Genomic DNA, 14,997 nt, shown 5'->3' with positions numbered 1-14,997 from the left:
GTTCCGCACGCTCGAACCTGCAACTGATTTTGCGATTAGCGTTGTGTGCTGCGCGGTCGATGCTGTAAAGATGCATGTGATCTCGCAGGAAGGGAGGGTTCCCACTCCGATTGCGTCCAAAGGGGGAATATTTCCGAACAAAAGACTCAGGAAAAGCTTTTTGCCAAAAAAGAAAACTGGATGGCCCTTTATAGACTTTAGAAGCGAGATATGGCACGTAGAAGAAAAAAAAAGGCGTCGGGTTACTCCGACGCCTTTTTCGATGGGTGAATCGTGGGTAGTAGGGAGTGCCCCGTACTTCACGGGTTCCGTGCTACTTGCTTACTTCACGTCGTCCATGTTGATCGCGTGTTTTTCAGCGGCGGACAATGCCGAAGCTTCGAGGACACGCTGAGTTTGGTAGGCGTCTTCGAAAGTTGGGATCGGCACAGTTGGGGTTTCGCCGGCGATTTCGCTAAGGAAATCATAGGCTTCGTTGGTGAAGCAATGCTCGTAGCCGATCAAGTGAGCGTCAGGCCACCAATTGGCAACGTAAGGGTGATCACCCGCGTGGGTGCACATAATGTTTGTCCACCCTTGGACCGCTCGTGGTCGTGTTGCATCGTAGTAGTTCAGTTCGTTCATTCGTTCAAAGTCGAACTTCAATGAACCCTTCGTGCCGTTGATTTCGAATCCGTTGCGGTTTTGGTTACCGGTCGCTTGGCGTGCCGCCTCAAAACTAGCGACTGCTCCACCACTGAAACGGGCCAAGAACAGCACGGTATCGTCGACGGTGACATCGCCCATTTCCTCGGTACCTTGTAGTCCCGCAGCGATGTTGCCGGCGGAAACACCCGTCATCAATTTGCGTTTCTTGATGAAGGTTTCGGAGATTGCACCGGAGATTTCCGTGATTTCTTCGCCGGTTACAAAGCGAGTCATGTCGATGATGTGAGCGTTCAAGTCGCCGTGCGCACCCGATCCAGCGAGTTCTTTCTTGAACCGCCAAACCAAGGGTACCGATTCGTCGGCCCAATCTTGCAGGTATTGTGCACGGACGTGAAGGATGTCGCCAAGCAAGCCATCTTTGACCATTTGGTGAGCCAAAGCGACGGCGGGGACGCGGCGGTAACAGAACCAAACCGCTGTTTTCACACCTGCCTTGTTCGCTGCTTCTGCCATTTCCCGCGCTTCGGCGAGTGTGCCTGCGATCGGTTTTTCGCATGCGACATGTTTGCCGGCGGCGATCGCCGCTTTGGCTGGTGGTGCGTGCATGAAGTTGGGGGTCACGATATCGACGACGTCGATTTTGGGATCTTTAACGACCGATTCCCAATCGGTGGAAGCATTTTGCCATCCCCAATTGTCCGCGAACGCTTGCGGGTTTTCCGCTTCTTGGCCAAACACCGTGTGCATGACAGGCTTTGCGGGGGTTTTGAAGAATTTGGCGACTTGGCCCCAAGCGTTCGAATGTGAACGGCCCATGAAACCTTGGCCAATCATCGCTACGTTAATACTACTCATCGAAAGACTCCGCGCTGAGGCCGTCAAAGCACCGGCCATTGGGTGAGCTGGGTGGGAATGATGCAAAACGCGACAATCGCATGATGCTGCTGGATCTAGAAGACACTTTTCTACGCGGAAACGAAGCGGTTTTCAAGGGGACGCGATGCGTTGGGCGTATGTCCAACACGCATTGGTGCAAGATGTTGTCGCTCCACCTTTTGGGGTGTGACCGAGCGAACAACCGACGCAGTGATTTGTCGTTCACCAAACGCGATTTGTCGGGGATCAAACGCGGAGCCCCCGCGTCCGCCTCGCAACGCATCTGCCTGGAACCCAACCGCGATCGATTCGCGTGTACCTCTTAGGGAGTGTTATTGGCAACGGTACCTGTCACTGTGCATTCGGCGGCCTGATCGCCGGGAAGATTGGTTACGACGCGGATCGATTGATTAACGCGTCCTTCGGTTCCGTCACCTTTGAACCGCATTTTGATGAAATGCAGCTTCTTATTGCCAACGGGAATCTCGAACTCAAACCGAGTGTCGGCGCAAACGATATCCTTCACCTCAAACGCTTCATCGCCTTTGACGACGAGGCGTTTTTCGACGACTCCATCGGTTGTTGTCGTTCCCAGCGTCACTGCGGCGGGAGAAATGCTGACGGCCGAACGAGCGCGTCCGGAGATCGCCATCTCCGTGGTTGGGAAATCGCGGTCGTTGCTGATCAAGGTTAATCGTTCGTGGATTTCCCCTTCGGGCACGTCATCTTTCATGGTGACCAGCATTCGGTAGCGAACCAATCCTGGGGACAATTCAGGTGGATTCAATCGAACTTGCAGGTTCGGACAATGGCTGCGCACATCGGTGATTCGCCAACTGCTGTTTCCTGTATGCGAGATCACGATTTCACGTTGTTGTGTTTCTCCGGCGCGGAATTCACCGAATGCGACTTCCGCAGGATCGAAGGTGATGTCGGTACGAATGAAACCGCTAACTTTCAGCTGGACTTCCGCGTAGTAGGGCTTGTCGAACACAACGGTGAATGTCGCGCCTTTTTTGCCAATGAATGTGTTCGTGTTGAAGGTCGCGACTACAGCGCCGGATTCGTGTGTTTTGATCGTTTCTTTCGTTAGCGATGGGGTCGTGCATCCACAACTGCTGCGGACGGCTGCGATATGAACGTCTTCTTCGTACTGGTTCGTTAATTCAAAGTGAAATTCGCATTTCGCTCCGCGGCCGACAGTGCGGAAATCGTGCTCGTGGACCTTGAACATTTTGTCTGCCCAATCTTGGCCCTGGGCCAAGCAGGAAACGAGGCTTCCGGCGAGAAACAAACCAAACACTAAAGCGAAACGACGAAGCATGACATCCAAGCCAATCTGGTGAAGGAAGCGAAGTGTGAATATTAGGGACAATAGCAAGATTGGCTATTTAGACAAAGGCGGATTCTCGCCAAATGGGTTGATTGCTTTTGCGAGCGTATCAAAATCTGCAAAAATTTCGGCTAATCGTTCCATCGGCAACCCTACCACATTCGATTCACTTCCTGAATCGACGATTTCGAGCCAATCGTTGCCGTCTTGAAAGCCAAACGCACCCGCTTTGCCTTCCCACATCATCGATTCCAAATAGTTTGCTAACATCGAATCGGTTAGCGGCTTCATTTTTAATTCGGTTCGTACAACTTCGACGACGCATCGATTCGTCGCGACGGACCAAACACACACACCGGTGTACACATCATGCCGCCGTCCGCTTAGCCGCCGGAGCATCGATTCGGCGTGCTGCTGATCGGTTGGTTTTCCCAAGATTTGTCCATAGACCGATGCGACCGTATCCGCACCGATCACTAACCCGGTCTTGTTTTTTCCTTGGATTTTCAGAGCCACATCGGCAGCTTTTCGGTAAGCATACCGGGCCACCAATTCGGGGGCGGTTTCACGCGAGCACAGGCCGCATTCGGCTTCATCACTCGCTGGTTGGACTAAGAATTCGTAACCTGCCGCTTTGAGCAATTGAGCCCGTCGAGGCGAACCACTGGCCAAAATCAACGGCTCGTCGGTCGGCAAATCACTTTGGGGAAGGGATTGCATGAGCTGCAAATGGTCCGTGAATTTCATGAAGAGCGAGTTCGTTGGAGTGTCGACTTACGAGCCAATTCGTTCTTGGGCCAATTCGTTTTTGGGCCAATTCGTTTTTGGGCTAATTCGTTTTTGGGCTAATTCGTTTTTGGGCAGCTGGATGTTCGGCCGGCGTACGCTTGGACACTAGCGGGTCAATGGATGGGGGGTGGCGTTCCTTCCTCAGGCCCGTTTGTGTCAGGCCCGTTCGTGTCAGGGCCATTTGTGTCAGGGCCATTTGTGTCAGGGCCATTTGTGTCAGGGTTGCTTTCCGATGGTGGTTGCATATCGGGAGTTCCGCCTTGGCGTCGCTGCTCTAGTTGCCGGACGGCTCCCTTGAGCGACTCCAGCAAACGTGGGATTTGTCCCGCAGCGACAAAGACTCTCGCGCTCACGGCCGACTGAGGGAAAAAGCTGGTCAAAAAATCGAGTCCAAACTCGCTTGCGCCGTGACCGATCATCACCCCATTTGCGTAAACGCCACTGAGGACACTGTCGGGTAATTTCAAGTCGTCGTAGATTTCTTGAGGAGTTGGTCGCCGTGGTTGTTCACCCGGCGCCGGTGTTGGTGGCGAAGGTGGATCACCAAAACGACCGCGATACAGTTCCAAATTAGTCTGCAACGCATCGATAAATTGAGGCATCACAGGATGAGGTATCACGACTCGCGAAGCAACGCGATGCGGTCGCCCGATCGTTTGCAGAAAATCGACAATGAATTCACTGGGCCCCGTCATGACGATTGCACCCGTACTGAAACAGCCGTCGGCTACGTGGTCTGGCACGCGAGCACGGAGAGCAGGGTTAGCGTCCGACGGGTCAGGTCGATCGGGTGAAGAGCCAGAATCAGAAGTCATAGTCTTTCAATCGCACGCGGATGGAAGGCAACCAATGGCAAGGTTGCCGCGAAAGTGTACTATAACGCAAACCGCAAACATCGAGTAGCGTGATGTGATTGGCTTTGAGGTTTGCATCGGGCCCCTCATCAAACCAATAGCTTGAACACTGCTAAGCCGTTGAACATTCAAAGGCCTTGGGGCATCGGCTATGGAGTATTGGGCCTCGGTAGCGATTGTCACAAACTCAAACTCACAAATCTTATTGTCACGAACTTTTTGAGCCGACTGTTTTGACCCGCAGTCCTCGACCAGCACTCCGGTTTTATTGATTCATGAACGATTCTCGCGATCCAATTTTGGTTCAGCTCGTTTCCAAAGGGATCGATGTTGGCCAATTGCAATCGTTCATTGCGGACCCTGACGTCGGGGCTCATGGTTGGTTCCACGGCGTGACGCGTCGGCGGACAGGTGACAAGATTACGCAGATCCTCTCCTACGAAGCTCATGAATCGATGGCGATTTCAGAGTTAAATCGGTTGGCACGTGAGGCGACCGAGCGATTCGAACTGACTCGATTGGTGATCGTTCACCGGTTGGGGATCGTTCCCGTGGGTGAAGCGAGTGTGGTCATTGGGTGCAGTAGTCCCCATCGCAAACAAGTATTCGCGGCGTTACCCTGGTTAATGGATCATTTGAAACAAGATGTTCCCATTTGGAAACAAGAGACCTTTGTTGACGGATCGTCCGAGTGGGTCCATCGTTGATTGCTTGTGGGATGAGTCTTGTGGGCTATGAATTGAATCGTGTCGCGTCGCGCTCCGTACCGGTGCGTTTGGGAAACATCATTTTGCAGTGTGAAGGGTGACCATCTTAACAAACCGATGACTTTGCCTCGTATTTATCTTGATCATGCCGCGACCTCTTGGCCGAAGGACCCCTCGGTGCTCGACGCCATTGAGCGTTTTTTGCGCACTTGTGGGGCAGCATCGGGACGGGGCCAATACCGCTCGGCGAGTGAAGCGGATGCGGTTGTTCACTCCATCCGTCGCGCCATTGCAAGCCTGATTCAAGCTCCCTCGTCCCAATGCATCGCTCTGTTTAGTAACGGTACGACGGCGTGCAATGCGGCCATTGTTGGTGTGGTTCAAAATGGCGATCATGTCGTTACGACCGCCGTGGAGCACAACAGTGTGTTGAGGTGTTTATGGCATTTGAAAACGATGGGCCGCATCTCGTTGACGATTGTCGATTGCGACCAATCAGGCACCGTCGACGCCGATAGCGTGATCAACGCTCTAACAGAGAAGACGCGTTTGGTCGCCGTCACGTCGGCGTCAAACGTCACAGGCGCCGAACAGCCGATTGTTGAAATCGGTCATAAGCTTGGCGATCATCCAGCCGCGTTTCTGTGTGATGCAGCCCAAAGCTTTGGTTATTTGCCGATCAACGTGATGCAATCGCGGATCGATTTGTTGGCCGCACCTGGGCACAAAGGAGGTGGCGGGCCGCAGGGAACAGGTTTCCTTTATGTTGCGCCGAGTTGGCATGAGCGAATTGCACCGTCCGTATTTGGTGGGACCGGTTCGCAATCGGAATCGCTATCGATGCCCCACACGATGCCAATGAAATTGGAACCAGGGAATTTGAATGTCCCAGCACTTGCCGGTTGGGAAGCTGGTCTGAAAGCGATTTCGAAAAAAGGGGAATCCTCGATCGCAAAACATGGTGCTCGTTTGGCAGAGCAATTGCACTTGGGATTACGTTCGATCCGAGGGGTGCGTGTGTTTGGCCAAGCAGGGCGGTTGCCGATCGCCAGTATCGCGGTCGACGAATTGTCGCCGCATGATTTAGCAGCGATTCTGGACGCCGAGTACGCCATTGAGACACGTGCAGGGTTACACTGTGCCGCACGTATCCACGAGTTTCTTGGCAGCTATCCCAATGGAACACTTCGAATTAGCGGCGGTGCAACGACCACGAGCGGAGAAATCGATCAAGCCATTTTGGCAATGCAAAGTTTGGCGGATATGTAACACACTTGTTCCCTAACTCACCTTCTATTTCAAAAGCGAATCGATGAAGTCGAATCCCCTTCGTACGACCGTCATTGGCAGCTATCCGTTTCCCGGGTGGCTTGAATTTGCCTCGCAAAACCTCGACCAATTTGGCCCCGTCGACATTCTTGAAATGCAAGAAGATGCGTCGGTCGCGGCTGTGCGTGACCAAGTCGCCGCGGGGTTGGACGTGATCACCGATGGCGAACAAACGCGATTGGATTTCAATTTGTCGTTCTACGGATACCTGCACGGTATCGACCTGGAATCATCGCCACCACGTCGTTGGGGACCACCGGCGCATGATCAACGAGGCAAGCACGATATTATCGATACATTATCGGCGCCAAATGGATTGGGAGCCGTCGAAGAATTCCAGCGACTGCAACAAATCGCGGCGGACATTGTCCCTGACTCCGTGACGTTAAAAGCGAGTATACCGGGGCCGTTTACATTGTCGGGGCGATTGAATCCAAACAAACAATATCCGGATCGATACGCGATCACCGAAGCACTGCTGCCAATGGTGCGCGACGAGGTGACTCGATTGGTCGAAGTCGGCTGCAAAGAGATTTGCGTGGATGAGCCTTCGATGAGTTGTTACGCACACAAAGAAGATACACGGCGATTTGTCGATATCTTTAATCGGACCATCGAACCGATCGTGGGCAAAACGCGAGTCTGTATGCACATGTGCTTTGGCAACTTCAAAGGCCGCAGCGTCGGCGGCAAACGGCCCGAATGCATGTTCCCCGATTTTTTGGACATGAAAGTCAACGAAATGCACTTGGAAATGGCAACGTTGAACTTTGCGCCGTTGGAACTCATCAAACAAGTGACCGATGCCGGAATCGATGCAGCGGTCGGGATTGTGGATGTAAAGAGTTACTACATCGAAACGCCCGAGGACATTGCCAACCGTGTGAGGGCGTGTTTGAAGTACTCGCCCGCTGACCAGCTCGTCTTTGCACCCGATTGTGGGCTGAGCCAAACGGCGCGTTGGGCGTCGCGGCAAAAGTTAGCCAATATGGTCCACGGGTGTCGGCGGGTACGTGAGGAGTTGGGGCTATGAGCTTGATTCCAGCGGTCTTGAAGGATGAGACGCTGCGAGCGGACATCGATCAAACGGTCCCCGTATCGGGCGTCGTGATTTGGTGGCTTGGGCAAAGTACGTTTTTGGTCAAAGCACGCGATGGCTGTGTGCTATTTGATCCCTACTTGTCGGATTCGTTGACTCGAAAGTACCACGATACCGACAAACCGCATGTTCGGATGACCGAATTGGCGATTCGGGGTGATCAATTGACGGGGGTGGATCTTGTCACCTCGACTCATAACCATACCGACCATTTGGATGCCGAAACGCTGGGACCGCTTATCGATGCCAATCCAAATATCACCATGGTGATCCCCGAAGCAAACCGAGCGTTTGTGGCCAAGCGGATCGGGTGCGTCGCAGATTGGCCCATCGGGCTTAATGATAGCGAAAGCCGTGTGGTCGGGACGATGACAATTCATGCCGTTCCGGCGGCCCATAACACGGTTGATCGAGACGAAATGGGGCGTTGTAAGTACTTGGGATACGTAGTTGAGATCGATGGGACGACGGTTTATCACAGTGGTGACACGTTGCTTTATCCAGGAATGGCCGAGTTGCTGCGTCCATTTGCCGTTGATGTGGCGATCTTGCCGATCAACGGACACCGCCCCGAACGTCGGGTTTCAGGCAACCTGTTTGGTGACCAAGCGGCTCAATTGGCAAAGGAAATTGGTGCAAAAGTGGTGATCCCATGCCACTTCGACATGTTCACATTCAATACAGAGTCGCCGAAATTGTTTGTCGAGACTTGCGAAGCGATTGGTCAGCCCTACCGGGTAATGAGGTGCGGCGAGCCGTTTAAGGTTGCTTGAGTTTATCTATTGCAGCGAAGAATCGGACAATTCGGCCATAAGTACGACTTTGTGACAAAATGTTTGCACAACGGTTACATAAGTCGCTGCCGCTAACTGGCCTTCTAGCTGTACAATACCGACGGAATTTGAATGGATGATGGATCGTCGGGCCCAACTGATTGGCCCCAAGGTCTCACCGTACGTGCAGTGTCTTGCCGCGCGTGACTGGATACGACTCGACGATTCCATCAAAACACTGCTGCTTTGACTGCAAAAAAGGATCTATCGATGTCATCTATAATCAGCCGTCCGGAACCGACCATCATCCAAGGTGGAATGGGGGTTGCCGTATCGGATTGGCGGCTCGCCCGATCCGTATCACAAGCCGGTCAATTAGGGGTTGTTTCGGGCACGGCGCTCGATGCGGTTCTGGTCCGTCGGCTTCAATTGGGCGATCCCGGCGGTGACATGCGTCGCGCGATGGCCGAATTCCCGTACATTGACATGGCCGATCGGATCCTCGAGAAGTATTTCGTTGAAGGTGGCAAGGCGGACGGTGAGCCGTTGAAGAACACCATGGTGATCCCGATGGAACCAACTCAAGAGCAGTTGGAATTGGTCGTGGTTGCTAATTTCGTCGAAGTTTTCTTGGCAAAAGAAGGCCACGATGGGCTGATTGGTGTCAATTTCCTGGAAAAGATTCAGCTTCCTACGTTGCCGTCGATCTTTGGCGCGATGTTGGCTGGTGTGGACTATGTTTTGATGGGAGCTGGCATTCCTCGGTACATCCCAGGCATTTTGGACCGCTTCGCGGAAGGCAAAGCAGCGGAAATGCCGATCCACATTGTCGGAGCGGAGAAAGACGACAACTTTGTGGTTAAATTTGATCCAGTCGAATTCACCAACGGTGAATTGCCTTGGTTGAATCGACCGAAATTCTTGGCGATTGTCGCTTCGGTAACGCTGGCTAGCATGTTGTCCAAGAAAGCGAGCGGGTATGTCGACGGATTCATTGTCGAAGGGCCAACGGCCGGTGGGCATAACGCGCCACCGCGAGGTCCAAAAACAACGAATGATCGAGGTGAGCCGCTTTACGGTAAACGCGACGTGGTCGACTTGGCTGCGATTGCGGCACTTGGGCGTCCGTTCTGGTTGGCTGGTTCGTATGGCACGCCCGAGCAAGTTGCCAAGGCACTTGAAACCGGTGCAACGGGTGTTCAGGTAGGAACGGCATTCGCCTTTTGCGAAGAATCAGGATTCGGTGGCGACATCAAGGACATCGTGTTCAACATGGTGCGAGACGGCGAGCCCGACGTGAAGACCGATGGGCAAGCTTCCCCAACGGGATTCCCGTTCAAGGTGCTGCAAATCGAAGGGTCAATGTCAGACCAAAAGGTCTATGAACAACGAACTCGCGTTTGCGATCTCGGCTTTTTGCGAGAAGGATTCAAGAAGGAAGACGGCACGATCGGTTGGCGTTGTCCATCCGAAAAGATCGCGGCGTTCACCTACAAGGGCGGTGATGCGGAAGCGACAGTTGGTCGCAAATGCGTTTGCAACGGGCTGATGACCAACATCGGATTGGGCCAGCGACGCAAGAACGGTGAACACGAGTTGCCTTTGGTGACATGCGGCAATGACGTCGCAGGAATCAAACGTTTCATGAAGACACCTGATTCGACGAGCTATTCGGCAGCCGATGTGATCGAGTGTTTGATGGCGGGGATTATTATCGATTCCGCCGTCGCAGCCCGTTAAAACCTGTGCCGCGACGGCACCTTCGGCAAAAATGCCGATACTTTTCCGCTGACCGAACCAATCACCGTGAGGGTGGCGCGTGCGCTTCAAGGCAATCGTGCGCTTCAAGGCAATCGGGCGCTTCAAGGCAATCGGGCGCTTGCCGGAAACTCGGACGCTTGCCGGAAACTCGGGCACGAGGCGTCGAAGGAATTCTTGGAGTTTATCCTTTCAAAGTTGCTTCAAGTGCGTCACATGTTTCTGTCGCACGCGTGAGTTCCAGTCGCACGCGTGAGTTCCAGACGCACGCGTAAGGGCGACCAATTGATTTTGCCGTGCGTTTCATTTTGCTTGCGTTTCATTGAACGGCGAGCCTATTGGCACGCCCTGATCCGAAAGCTGTTAAGCTGTTAGGGTAATGCACACGCGGTTCTGCGGTTCCGTGTTTCCCTTCCCGTTCTCTTAATCGCCTACGGATCATGGATCATCGCGCTCTCGGCAATACTGGCTTGTCGCTCTCGGTTCTTGGATATGGTGCGTCTTCGATTGGTCAGGAGTTCCGCCAAGTCGAGATAGGCGAGGCACTGCGGAGTGTCAACGTTGCACTCGACCGCGGGATCAATCTCATTGACACGGCTGCTTACTACGGACGTGGTATGAGCGAATTGCTGCTGGGGCGGATTTTGCCTGACATTCCGCGTGAATCTTACCTTCTCAGCACCAAGTTAGGTCGGTACGCGCCTGCTCATTTTGATTTTAGCGCCAAGCGAGTGGCGGAGAGTGTCGACGTTTCGCTTGAAAGAATGAAGATCGATTGCATCGACATCCTGTTTTGTCACGACATCGAATTCGTCGACATGGACATCATTGTAAATGAGACCTTGCCGGCGATCCGCAAACAGATCGAAAAGGGGAAAGTGCGATTCGTTGGTGTCAGTGGTTATCCGATAAAAATTTTCACCGAGATGCTAGGTCGAAGTGACCTGGACGTGATTTTGACGTATAGCCATTACACATTGCTCAATGACATGGCTTTGAAATTGGTCGAACCGTGTCAAGAAAAGGGAGTTGGTTTGATTACCGCAGCTCCCTTTTCGGGGCGCTTGCTGACCCAAGCACCACTGCCCGAGTGGCACCAGGCGACCCCCGATGTACGGCGAGTGGCTGCGGAGGCGGCGGCATTTTGTGAAAAGCACGGAACGGATATTGCCAAGTTAGCGCTGCAATACTCTGTCGCAAACGATTGTTTTGCCACTTGTTTGGCTGGATCGGCCAACCCCGATCGAGTGGACCAGTGGTGCGATTGGTTAGAGGAACCGCTTGATCAGCAACTTGTTGCGGATGTGAAATCCATTTTTGAGCCGATAGACAATTGGTTTTACCTCTCCGGGCGACCCGAAAACAACGACGCAACCGAATGACACAACAAATGAAATCCTGTATCACCATTAGCCTTGTCGAAGAAGCGCGGGGTGGTCCGTTCGTGCTTTGGGATGGGCTCGAAAAATCAATCCGCTACGCGAGCCAACTTGGCTTTGATGCGGTCGAAATTTTTTCAGAAGGCGCCGAATCACTCGACACTGATTTGTTGGGTAAGCTTCTCGATGCCGAAGGCTTGAAACTTGCCGCACTGGGCACCGGAGCCGGTTGGGTGAAGCATGGCTTGCAGTTGGCGGATGCGGATGCAGCCCAGCGAGATCGTGCCAAGCGATTTGTTCGCGATTTGATCGATGTCGGTGGCGCATTGGGTGCCGCGACGATCATCGGGTCGATGCAAGGGCGAAGTGATGATCGGGTTAGCTCGAGTTTGGCTCGCGGTTATCTATGTGAAGCCTTACAGGACGGTGGAGAGCACGCAGTGAAGTATGGAGTACCGCTTTTATACGAACCGCTGAACCGCTACGAAACAAACCAGTGCAACACGGTCGCCGATGGAGTTGAAATTATCGAATCGCTGTCGAACAACAATGTGAAACTGCTGTGCGATTTGTTTCACATGAACATTGAAGAAGTCGATATTGCCGATGCATTGGTATGCGGTGGAAAACATGTGGGCCACATTCATTTTGTAGACAGCAACCGACGACCGGCCGGATGCGGGCATCTGCAGTTTGGCCCGATCATGGCCGCATTGGGTCAGATCGATTATGCGGGGTATTTGTGCGCTGAAGCCCTGCCTTGGCCCGACTCAGCTGAAGCCGCTCAGCAAACGATGCGAGCAATTCATTATTGGACTCGGCAATAAGTGAATGGCCGAATTGAATTGAGTGGCGTCCGTGTTAGAGTGGTGCCAATCTCAATCGAAATCGGCAATCTAGAACTTTCAGCAAACGATTATACATGGCTTCCAGCGAACCATTATCGGGAACTTCCCTTCATGGCATTGTGCCCCCCTTAGTCACGCCCCTTTGTGGTCGCGACAAACTTGACCACGAAGGCTTGTCGCGATTAATCGAACATGTCATTTCAGGCGGTGTCTCGGGGCTTTTTATCCTCGGTACGACCGGCGAAGCTCCCAGTTTGAGTTACCGTTTGCGTCGCGAATTGATCTCTCGTGTGACCGACCAAGTGGAACACCGCGTGCCGGTATTGGTAGGGATTACGGATACTTCGTTTGTCGAATCGGTTGAACTTGCCAAACATGCAGCGGATGCCCAGGCCGACGCAGTCGTGCTGACCACTCCCTACTATTTTCCGGCAGGTCAGACTGAGTTGACCGCTTATGTTCGCAACATCGTCCCTGAGTTGCCGTTGCCACTTGTGCTTTACAATATGCCGCAACTGACAAAGGTATGGTTCGAAATCGATACCGTTAAACAGCTCGCAGATATCGATACGATCGTCGGTATCAAGGACAGCAGCGGTGACATGGAATACTTTGGGAAGCTTTGCGATTTAAAGTCGATTCGTCCCGATTGGTCGGTGATGATTGGTCCCGAAACGAAGTTAGCGGAGGCGATGTCGCTCGGTGGTGATGGCGGGGTCGCAGGGGGGGCGAATGTGCTGCCGAAATTATTTGTGGACCATTATAAGGCGAACAAAGTAACCGATGCCGAACAGGTCGCAAAGACACATGCGATGATTCTTGAGTTCCATCAAGTTTATGATGTGGGCAAATATGCGTCGCGTCATATCAAGGCAACCAAGTGCGCCCTGTCTTTGCTTGGAATTTGCCAAGACATCCCAGCCGATCCTTTCCATTGTTTCCGCGAACCGGAGCGGAGGAAGGTTGCAGACGTGCTTCGGACGCTTGGCGTTTTGCCCGCTGAATCGGTCGTCTAACGGCGGTAAAAGTGGTGTGGAGTGAGCAAAGATGGATCGCTTTGCAGGTGCCGTCGGAATGGCACATTGCGGTTTGGATGCCGGTGTTGAAACGTGGGGGCTCGAAAAAGGTGGCTTGCCAAAAGGCCATCCTTTTGAATTCTTGAGTTTCCCGATAGCCGAGACTCGAATGTGAACTACAATTTCGAGTCCTGCCATGGCGACCGTACGCTTCGGCAATTACGGATTGTCATTTCTTTTTATGCATTCGCACGCGATATGGTTAAGACTCGTCTTGTCTTGTTGCTTGAAATTTCGCTGGCGTTGTTTACGTCAGCCTCCTCTGTGTTTGGTCAATATTACGGAGACCCGGCCCAATACTATCACCACGGCGGTTTCAGTAACCGGCATCAGGTCGCAGCTCGGATGTTACCGCAGGCCACTGCACCGCCGATTGCTTCGAGTATCGAGCAGATCGCTATCGATGCCGGTCGCGTCAACCTAAACCGTCCCTATCCGCGGATTGCCGGCGAGTTTGAACCGCAACGGGCGATGGTAGTCAGCGTCAGCGATTGGCAACCGCACCATGCGTTTGTGCTCCAGCAAATCGTGGCAAAAACTGCGGGGCATACCAACGTTTTGGTCCTTTGTAACAACTCCGACCAATTATCGATGGTCGTTGAATGGTTGTTGCCAAACGAGGGTGATCCAACCCGAACCGACGCCTCTCCGAACTCGCATGTGTTCTTTTGCGAAATGGAGGTCGATACGATTTGGATGCGTGACTTTGGGCCGCTGTTGGCCGAGACGGAAACGGGAACCATGTCGATTGATTTCTTTTACGAAGGGACGCGGCCTAAAGATGACGCTTTACCGGCCGTATGGGCCGATCGGACCGGAAGCCGTTTAGAGACTGTTCGATGGACGATCCAAGGAGGCAATTTGCTAAACAACGGGCGACGATTGGCGTTAACCACTCATCGTATTTTCGAAGACAACCGCATCCAGTTTCCAAACCCATTGCCTGGACTCGATCCTGAGCTCGAACGTCGCAAAATGGTCATCGAGGAGTTTACCAAGGCATGCAATTTGACCCAGTTGGTGGTTCTTGAACATCTTGAAAACGAAGCGACTCACCACGTCGATATGTTTGCGACTTTCTTGGCCCCCGACCATGTGGTGGTTGCTCAATTGGACCCAAGATTGGATCCGGTCAATTCCGCGATCCTTGAACGCAACGCGGCGCGACTTCGTCGTGTGAAGGTGGACGGCAAGCCGATGCAGGTTCACCGAATCGTCATTCCACCTCGCGAAGGAACGAGTTGGAGTGCCTACACGAATGTAATTTTGGCAAACGATTTGGTCCTGATGCCAATCTTCGATTCGGACCCACTGGATTTAGTGCAAAAGGCGAAACAAGCGTATCAAAGATTGCTTCCCGACCATCGGGTCGAAACAGTTGATATGACGACGCTTAAGGCGTTGCAGGGCGAGCTTCATTGTTTATCAATGAATCTGCCTGTATTTGCAGCGACCCCCGACAAGGTGATCGACTTTAAAAAGGCACTTCAATTCTTCCGGTCACGTGAGCGTCCACAATAGCAGTGTA

At 52.9% G+C, this 14,997-nt stretch carries 15 protein-coding genes; 11 read left to right on the top strand and 4 right to left on the bottom strand.

Going from position 1 to position 14,997, the window contains the following annotated elements; translation table 11 throughout:
• Positions 1 to 321: 321 nt before the first annotated feature.
• On the bottom strand, positions 322 to 1,503 hold the full coding sequence (locus CA13_RS03200) for a Gfo/Idh/MocA family protein (RefSeq protein WP_146394569.1): 1,182 nt from the start codon (positions 1,501 to 1,503) through the stop codon (positions 322 to 324).
• An 80-nt stretch (positions 1,504 to 1,583) separates the two neighbouring features.
• Here CA13_RS03200 and CA13_RS03195 point away from each other — a divergent pair, with 80 nt between their 5' ends.
• A complete protein-coding gene (locus CA13_RS03195; RefSeq protein ID WP_146394568.1) occupies positions 1,584 to 1,850 on the top strand; it encodes a hypothetical protein in 267 nt (88 codons plus the stop codon).
• Here the strand turns inward: CA13_RS03195 and CA13_RS03190 are convergent.
• The 3 genes from CA13_RS03190 to CA13_RS03180 form a co-directional block, all read right to left on the bottom strand.
• Positions 1,847 to 2,848, bottom strand: a complete 1,002-nt coding sequence (locus tag CA13_RS03190; RefSeq protein WP_419193880.1) for a DUF1573 domain-containing protein — start codon at positions 2,846 to 2,848, stop codon at positions 1,847 to 1,849. The two genes, CA13_RS03195 and CA13_RS03190, sit on opposite strands and share 4 nt — an antisense overlap.
• Before the next feature lie 63 nt (positions 2,849 to 2,911).
• The gene (locus CA13_RS03185) at positions 2,912 to 3,604 is read right to left on the bottom strand and encodes a Maf family protein (protein ID WP_419193879.1); all 693 of its coding nucleotides are present in this window, start codon (positions 3,602 to 3,604) and stop codon (positions 2,912 to 2,914) included.
• A 155-nt stretch (positions 3,605 to 3,759) separates the two neighbouring features.
• Positions 3,760 to 4,461, bottom strand: coding sequence for a DUF3467 domain-containing protein (locus CA13_RS03180; protein WP_146394567.1), 702 nt, complete (start codon positions 4,459 to 4,461; stop codon positions 3,760 to 3,762).
• Between the two features lie 314 nt (positions 4,462 to 4,775).
• On the opposite strand from CA13_RS03180, the gene CA13_RS03175 reads away from it, so the two are divergent.
• From CA13_RS03175 to CA13_RS03135, 10 genes are all read left to right on the top strand, one after another.
• A complete protein-coding gene (locus CA13_RS03175; RefSeq protein ID WP_146394566.1) occupies positions 4,776 to 5,207 on the top strand; it encodes a molybdenum cofactor biosynthesis protein MoaE in 432 nt (143 codons plus the stop codon).
• 117 nt (positions 5,208 to 5,324) lie between these two features.
• The gene (locus tag CA13_RS03170; RefSeq protein WP_146394565.1) at positions 5,325 to 6,476 is read left to right on the top strand and encodes an aminotransferase class V-fold PLP-dependent enzyme; all 1,152 of its coding nucleotides are present in this window, start codon (positions 5,325 to 5,327) and stop codon (positions 6,474 to 6,476) included.
• Positions 6,477 to 6,519: 43 nt separating this feature from the next.
• On the top strand, positions 6,520 to 7,569 hold the full coding sequence (locus CA13_RS03165; RefSeq protein ID WP_146394564.1) for a methionine synthase: 1,050 nt from the start codon (positions 6,520 to 6,522) through the stop codon (positions 7,567 to 7,569).
• Positions 7,566 to 8,408: an MBL fold metallo-hydrolase gene (locus CA13_RS03160; RefSeq protein ID WP_146394563.1), complete on the top strand. Its 843-nt coding sequence runs from the start codon at positions 7,566 to 7,568 to the stop codon at positions 8,406 to 8,408. Before CA13_RS03165 ends, CA13_RS03160 begins: the two co-directional genes overlap by 4 nt.
• Positions 8,409 to 8,678: 270 nt before the next feature.
• On the top strand, positions 8,679 to 10,148 hold the full coding sequence (locus CA13_RS03155; RefSeq protein WP_146394562.1) for a nitronate monooxygenase: 1,470 nt from the start codon (positions 8,679 to 8,681) through the stop codon (positions 10,146 to 10,148).
• 458 nt (positions 10,149 to 10,606) lie between these two features.
• Positions 10,607 to 11,548, top strand: a complete 942-nt coding sequence (locus CA13_RS03150) for an aldo/keto reductase (protein WP_146394561.1) — start codon at positions 10,607 to 10,609, stop codon at positions 11,546 to 11,548.
• 8 nt (positions 11,549 to 11,556) lie between these two features.
• Positions 11,557 to 12,372, top strand: a complete 816-nt coding sequence (locus CA13_RS03145; RefSeq protein ID WP_146394560.1) for a TIM barrel protein — start codon at positions 11,557 to 11,559, stop codon at positions 12,370 to 12,372.
• 95 nt (positions 12,373 to 12,467) lie between these two features.
• Positions 12,468 to 13,409: a dihydrodipicolinate synthase family protein gene (locus CA13_RS03140; RefSeq protein WP_146394559.1), complete on the top strand. Its 942-nt coding sequence runs from the start codon at positions 12,468 to 12,470 to the stop codon at positions 13,407 to 13,409.
• Between the two features lie 31 nt (positions 13,410 to 13,440).
• Positions 13,441 to 13,584, top strand: a complete 144-nt coding sequence (locus CA13_RS34585; RefSeq protein WP_419193878.1) for a hypothetical protein — start codon at positions 13,441 to 13,443, stop codon at positions 13,582 to 13,584.
• Positions 13,581 to 14,990 carry an agmatine deiminase family protein gene (locus tag CA13_RS03135; RefSeq protein ID WP_419193877.1) on the top strand — a complete coding sequence of 470 codons (1,410 nt, stop codon included), beginning with the start codon at positions 13,581 to 13,583 and terminating at the stop codon, positions 14,988 to 14,990. Before CA13_RS34585 ends, CA13_RS03135 begins: the two co-directional genes overlap by 4 nt.
• The last annotated feature ends 7 nt before the right edge of the window (positions 14,991 to 14,997 follow it).

The organism is Novipirellula herctigrandis, from assembly GCA_007859835.1.
Lineage (GTDB): Bacteria > Planctomycetota > Planctomycetia > Pirellulales > Pirellulaceae > Novipirellula_A > Novipirellula_A herctigrandis.
Note: the sequence above shows the minus strand (reverse complement) of the source record. Positions and strands in the feature narration are given on the sequence as shown.

Coding starts and splice junctions, on each gene's coding strand:
- CA13_RS03200 (WP_146394569.1), bottom strand. CDS start 1,503: ATGAGTAGTATTAACGTAGCGATGATTGGCCAAGGTTTCATGGGCCGT.
- CA13_RS03195 (WP_146394568.1), top strand. CDS start 1,584: ATGATGCTGCTGGATCTAGAAGACACTTTTCTACGCGGAAACGAAGCG.
- CA13_RS03190 (WP_419193880.1), bottom strand. CDS start 2,848: ATGCTTCGTCGTTTCGCTTTAGTGTTTGGTTTGTTTCTCGCCGGAAGC.
- CA13_RS03185 (WP_419193879.1), bottom strand. CDS start 3,604: ATGAAATTCACGGACCATTTGCAGCTCATGCAATCCCTTCCCCAAAGT.
- CA13_RS03180 (WP_146394567.1), bottom strand. CDS start 4,461: ATGACTTCTGATTCTGGCTCTTCACCCGATCGACCTGACCCGTCGGAC.
- CA13_RS03175 (WP_146394566.1), top strand. CDS start 4,776: ATGAACGATTCTCGCGATCCAATTTTGGTTCAGCTCGTTTCCAAAGGG.
- CA13_RS03170 (WP_146394565.1), top strand. CDS start 5,325: ATGACTTTGCCTCGTATTTATCTTGATCATGCCGCGACCTCTTGGCCG.
- CA13_RS03165 (WP_146394564.1), top strand. CDS start 6,520: ATGAAGTCGAATCCCCTTCGTACGACCGTCATTGGCAGCTATCCGTTT.
- CA13_RS03160 (WP_146394563.1), top strand. CDS start 7,566: ATGAGCTTGATTCCAGCGGTCTTGAAGGATGAGACGCTGCGAGCGGAC.
- CA13_RS03155 (WP_146394562.1), top strand. CDS start 8,679: ATGTCATCTATAATCAGCCGTCCGGAACCGACCATCATCCAAGGTGGA.
- CA13_RS03150 (WP_146394561.1), top strand. CDS start 10,607: ATGGATCATCGCGCTCTCGGCAATACTGGCTTGTCGCTCTCGGTTCTT.
- CA13_RS03145 (WP_146394560.1), top strand. CDS start 11,557: ATGAAATCCTGTATCACCATTAGCCTTGTCGAAGAAGCGCGGGGTGGT.
- CA13_RS03140 (WP_146394559.1), top strand. CDS start 12,468: ATGGCTTCCAGCGAACCATTATCGGGAACTTCCCTTCATGGCATTGTG.
- CA13_RS34585 (WP_419193878.1), top strand. CDS start 13,441: ATGGATCGCTTTGCAGGTGCCGTCGGAATGGCACATTGCGGTTTGGAT.